This window comes from Andreprevotia sp. IGB-42, from assembly GCF_009848685.1.
GTDB lineage: Bacteria > Pseudomonadota > Gammaproteobacteria > Burkholderiales > Chitinibacteraceae > Andreprevotia.
The window spans coordinates 1-4776 of sequence record NZ_WXTX01000034.1; the positions used below are offsets into that span (position 1 = coordinate 1).

Here is a 4776-nt window from a genome sequence, read left to right on the forward strand (position 1 = left end):
ATTGACGAATATGACCTCCGCGGCCATCAGCCAAGGGGTCCTGTCTGCGGCAGGGATGGGCACCTTCAGCTGGCGTGGTGTGGCAGCGGCAGGTGCTGCAACCTGGGCAGGGTCCCAGTTGAAAGGGATCGACGGTTTGTCGGCAGATCAAACCAAGATGCTGACGGGAATGGCTGGTAACGCGGCGGGGCAACTGGTCACCAGCGGCAAGATTGATCCGACGCAGGTGTTCCAGGCGAGCTTGAATGCAGGGTTGCAAAGCCAGGCAAGTGGCGAAATGCGTGCTTCAATAAGTGCAGCGGATCCAAATGGGGTCTATGCAGACCTGTGGTATGGTGCGAAGGCTTCCAATACGCCAGCCGCACCGCGTGGCGCATACCCTTGGCTGGATGTTGGAACCGCAGTTGATCCAGGCCACACTTATGAGTGGTTTGGCAGCAAAGCTCCGAATACTTATGTTGATAACATCACCGCTTCAACGGCAGCGTTCGGGGATGGATGGAATCCCTTGACTGCGCCAGGGATGTCCTCTAGGGCAATTGCGGCGATGAAGGCTGCGAGCACGCAAACGAAACCCATGGCAGTATTGAGTTCTTCCGCGAAACAGCTGTCCAAGCCAAGGACGCAAAATCAGGTAGATCCGATTGATTGGTTTGTTGGCCAAGCTGCCAAGTTTGCCCATGAAGGAGAAGACATCGTCAATGGAGTTCATAATTTAATTGCCCCTAAAGTACGCGGGCTGTTCAATATTGTTTTGCAATCAGGTACAGCAGAAGTCGATAATCGTATAGCCGGAGAGAAGCTGGCTGAAGCACTTCACGTGAATGTTCCTAGAGCATTTCTAGATAGATACAATGGGGCTACATCGGCGGCGGAAAAAGACATAGATTCCGGTAATTATCTTTCGGCACTTTGGAATGAAGCCAAAGCAACAGCGTATCTAATTCCTGCTGCCGCAGATTGGCTGGTGGATGGTGTAGTCAATACACCCTCGCGTGTAGTGACGGGAGGTAACCAGATAGGCTACCATGCTGCTGAATTTACCTATGCTGAAGATACAGACTCTCAAGTTGTTGCAGGTTTAAGCTTTGTTTCAGCTGGTTCATTTGCGTTTGTGGACACCGCTGGTATGGTGATGCCGGTGGAGGGTTTGTTCAAAAATGTCGGAGCTTCAATACTTAAGGTTCCAAACAGAGTAGGCGTGCCGGTTGCGCGCTCGGCGAATCCGTTAAGTCCGGTACGTGACTTCGATGCATTTGGTAATGAAATTACATATCGCACAATGTCGCCTGAGCAAGCTAAGCAGTTTGAGCGCACTGGTCAGTTGCCGCCAACTACTGAAACCTCTACGGCTGCTTCGCTTGAATATGCTTCCGGAAAATATACAAAAAACGGTGGCATTACGTTCAAGCTCACTACTAAACCGGGAACTTCGGCCCAGCTCCAAGAAATCGGCATTGCAGCACCGGGTGATGCGCCGGCAGTGTTTCCTGATATGTCCACCCGAACGGGACCATGGATGCAAACCAATGCACGTTTCAAGGTGGAAGGCGGCCAGATGACCACTCAATTGGGGCAAGGCCATGCGCTCGATATCTTCAATCAAAATCTAATAGATTTTGAGAGACTAATTAAGGAGTCCCATTGATGTTTTTACAATTGGATAAGGCCAGCATTCCTATGAGGTTGGTGTATTCGCTGTCTCAGGCGCTAATAGACGATCCCAAAGATGTTGCACTGACACAAGCACTTACTCTCGATACGACCAAGCCACGATTGGGTCTCAAGGGGGCTCATGGTCTTTATGGGTCACAGCAATGGTGGATTAATATTGAGCAACGTAAAATGCAGTTGCTGTTCATTCGGGGGGTCATCCAGCGTGCGTATGTAACTGGGATGGATCACAGTGATGAAAATAACACTATTGATTTGCTATTGGATGACAACTCCATACGAATGGAGGGAATCTATGTCAACAATAAGGCCGACATAAAACTATTTCGGGTAGGTTGCCGAGTTGAATTGGTTTGCGTGTTAGATGAGCTTAAAAGGCAACCCGCGCCAGACGGCAGTATCAACTATTTAGAAATACCGCTGGAAATGGCCATCTCCCTTGATGCCCACGCTCAACCCAACTAACTCACCAGAGAGGTTGCTCGACGGGGAGTTTAGCCTTGGCCTCATCGAGCCTGCCTTCTTGAATGAGTGCGCGGATCTCAAGGGCTAATCGCGTGACCTCGGAAATACCGCATATCCATTCATTGATATAAAGCTGAACGGCCTCTTTGCTCAGCCCAATCTGAATTGCTCGGTACGGCAAGGGCTGTAGCATCAAGTCGCGCTCGGGGTCCCACTGAATGCGCACGGGAGCGCTGTTCTTCAGGTGCTCCCACTCTTCCTTGCTCATGGATGGGTCGGCATGGCTCAAGCAGCTATGCGCCAAGGCCCACTCAAAACCTTCCCGCGTAATGTCGATGGCCAGAATGCGTTTCTGGCTTTCATCTTTCAAGCCCCATCCTGCGCGGTACATCATCCACAGGAAGGAGGGCTTTATCCAGGTCATCCGCTCCATCTTGAATGGCGGGGATACAAAGGTTCCATTTGCCAGCGCGCTATCCGCGATGGCGTCTGAGTAGGCCTGATAGACGCGGATCGTCCTATCGTCATAAACGGCCCGGATTTGGCGCAAGGGCGTGGCTGCGGTGGCTGGGTCTAGTTGCTGGTGCATACATCCATTTTACAGTTGGGGTGAAGCTGGGCGAGAGCGAATAGCCAGGAGGCAGAGGTTGTTCCGGCCGACCCTTGTTCTATCTCCGTTCGTGGTTTGTTCTATGTTTGTTCTATATCCGTTCTACGAACAGATCTTGAACAGGCCGATGTGTAAATCCAAGTTTTTGGCGAAATTACAGCTAAATCAACAATTTGGCTGGGTGTGCGGGAGGCCCGCGCCCCTCGTGTTCTCTCACACACCACGCAACCTGCCGGTTGGCCCTGAAACCCGCGCCGCAGCTGGCTTGGCCGTGAATGTCACTATGCTGTTACCGTAAATTCGCTGACGCCATAAAACCTGTTCAACGCAAGGCATAAAGCAGCTCTATACTGACATTCACTTGAATCAGAATTCGGGCCACCCATGCGCCGCACCCACCCCATCTCGATCTATGCCGACCCCGCGACCAAGGCCCAGTTACAGGCGTGGGCTGGCGAGCGGCGCATGAACCTGTCGGACTACTGCATGCACCTGATCGCCAAGGGCTTGGCTGCCGACGAAATGACCAAGGGCGTCGAACGCCTGCGCGAGGCCTACACTGCGCCCGCGCTCGATGCGGTGCTGCGAGAGTTGCTGGCCATCCGCTACGTGGTGGAGCATCACGCCAAAGGCGACATCCGCTTCCCCGCCACGCTGGGCAGTGACGCCAACACCTATGCCGACAAGGCGCTGGGTACGCGCCAGACCCCCAGGAAGGAAATCCAGCCATGAGCACTGCCTTGGATCACTTGTTGGCGGCCCCACCCGCCAAGCAGATCGCCGCCCTTCGTGCGGGCCTCCCAGCCCGCGAAGCGGCCGACTTTGCCCTGCAGAACGGTTTGGCCGTTGGCGACCTGGCCCCCGTGCTGGGCCTCGGCCCGGCCACGCTCACCCGCCGTAGTCGTGCTGGTGGCCAGCTTGATCAAACGGCCAGCGAGCGGCTGTTGCGGCTGGCCCGCATTGCTCGCCATGCGACACAAGCCTTCGGCGATGCCGCGCGTGCCAGCGCTTGGCTGACCTCCCCGCACCGCCTGCTGGGTGAATCGCCGCTGTCTCTGCTCGACACCGCCCATGGTGGCCACGAGGTGGAACGCCAGCTACTCGCCATCGAGCACGGCCTGCCGATCTAGCGTGAGTGATCCACAAAAGTGACAACTTCCGGGGCGTGGTGGTACAAAACGAGTTTTGCAGGTACACCGTGAAGGCTGTGCGCGGTGGCTGTCGCCCCCTTTGCACGCCGTCACATTCTGGTTGAACTCAGGGCTACGCCCCGAGACCGGAAGCCAAATCCTGACGCGCTGCGCTTGTCGGCCAAACCAGTGACGGCCCACCAACACCGTGCGCCGCCACCGGCATGGCTCGGGTGAAATACAAATGCCCGCGTTTTGGCGGGCGATGTAGGTACTGTGGTGACATTCTGTATATGCAGTGTTGGTACTGTGTTGATGTGAGTCCTATTTAGGGCTGCCACCACCAGACTACCAACACAATGCCAACATCCCGCAAAATTCACCCCGTAAAACCGTCTAATGCAGGATAGGCTTTTGGCCGGGTTTCGTATATACGAATTGGCTTGACGGCCAAGGTTGACTGGCGTTGTGCTGGGACGGGGGAGGCATTCTTGCGCTCAAAAATCAGCGCGTATCTTCTTTAATTTAATCAAAAAAAAGCCCCCTCACCCCCGGCTGTGGGCGTGGGGTCGCGAAAAATAGGGGACAGACCACGTTTTATGGTCTATTTTTCCAGTGAGCTCACTTACTCGAATGTCCTGTGCCACGTCGCGCCCGTGTTTATCTACCCGGTGTCCCACTGCATCTGATCCAGCGGGGCAATAATCGTCAGGCTTGTTTCTTTGCCGATGAAGATTATCTTGTCTATTTGGAATGGCTAAAAGACTATGCAGCGTAAAACGTTGTCTGTCCCCTAATTACGCTCTAATTACGCTAATTACCGTTGGCCTGAATGGTGCCGTGGTGGGTGGCTACCGCAAGTACACCGTCACCGGCATGGGCACGGCGGATGTCCAC

Annotated in this window: 5 protein-coding genes; 4 read left to right on the forward strand and 1 reads right to left on the reverse strand. The window is 54.4% G+C overall.

Annotated features, from left to right (window positions below):
- Positions 1-1648 (forward strand): hypothetical protein (locus IGB42_RS22065; RefSeq protein WP_236822698.1); only part of this gene is annotated, 1648 nt, incomplete at its 5' end.
- A complete protein-coding gene (locus IGB42_RS21695) occupies positions 1648-2139 on the forward strand; it encodes a hypothetical protein (RefSeq protein WP_159675636.1) in 492 nt (163 codons plus the stop codon). The genes IGB42_RS22065 and IGB42_RS21695, both read left to right, overlap by 1 nt.
- Before the next feature lies 1 nt (position 2140).
- Here IGB42_RS21695 and IGB42_RS21700 read toward each other — a convergent pair whose 3' ends face one another.
- On the reverse strand, positions 2141-2728 hold the full coding sequence (locus IGB42_RS21700; protein WP_159675637.1) for a DUF4291 domain-containing protein: 588 nt from the start codon (positions 2726-2728) through the stop codon (positions 2141-2143).
- A gap of 405 nt (positions 2729-3133) precedes the next feature.
- Between IGB42_RS21700 and IGB42_RS21705 the strand changes: the two genes are divergently transcribed.
- Both IGB42_RS21705 and IGB42_RS21710 read left to right on the forward strand, forming a co-directional pair.
- On the forward strand, positions 3134-3481 hold the full coding sequence (locus IGB42_RS21705; RefSeq protein ID WP_159675638.1) for a hypothetical protein: 348 nt from the start codon (positions 3134-3136) through the stop codon (positions 3479-3481).
- Positions 3478-3879, forward strand: a complete 402-nt coding sequence (locus IGB42_RS21710) for an antitoxin Xre/MbcA/ParS toxin-binding domain-containing protein (protein WP_159675639.1) — start codon at positions 3478-3480, stop codon at positions 3877-3879. Before IGB42_RS21705 ends, IGB42_RS21710 begins: the two co-directional genes overlap by 4 nt.
- Positions 3880-4776: the final 897 nt, after the last annotated feature.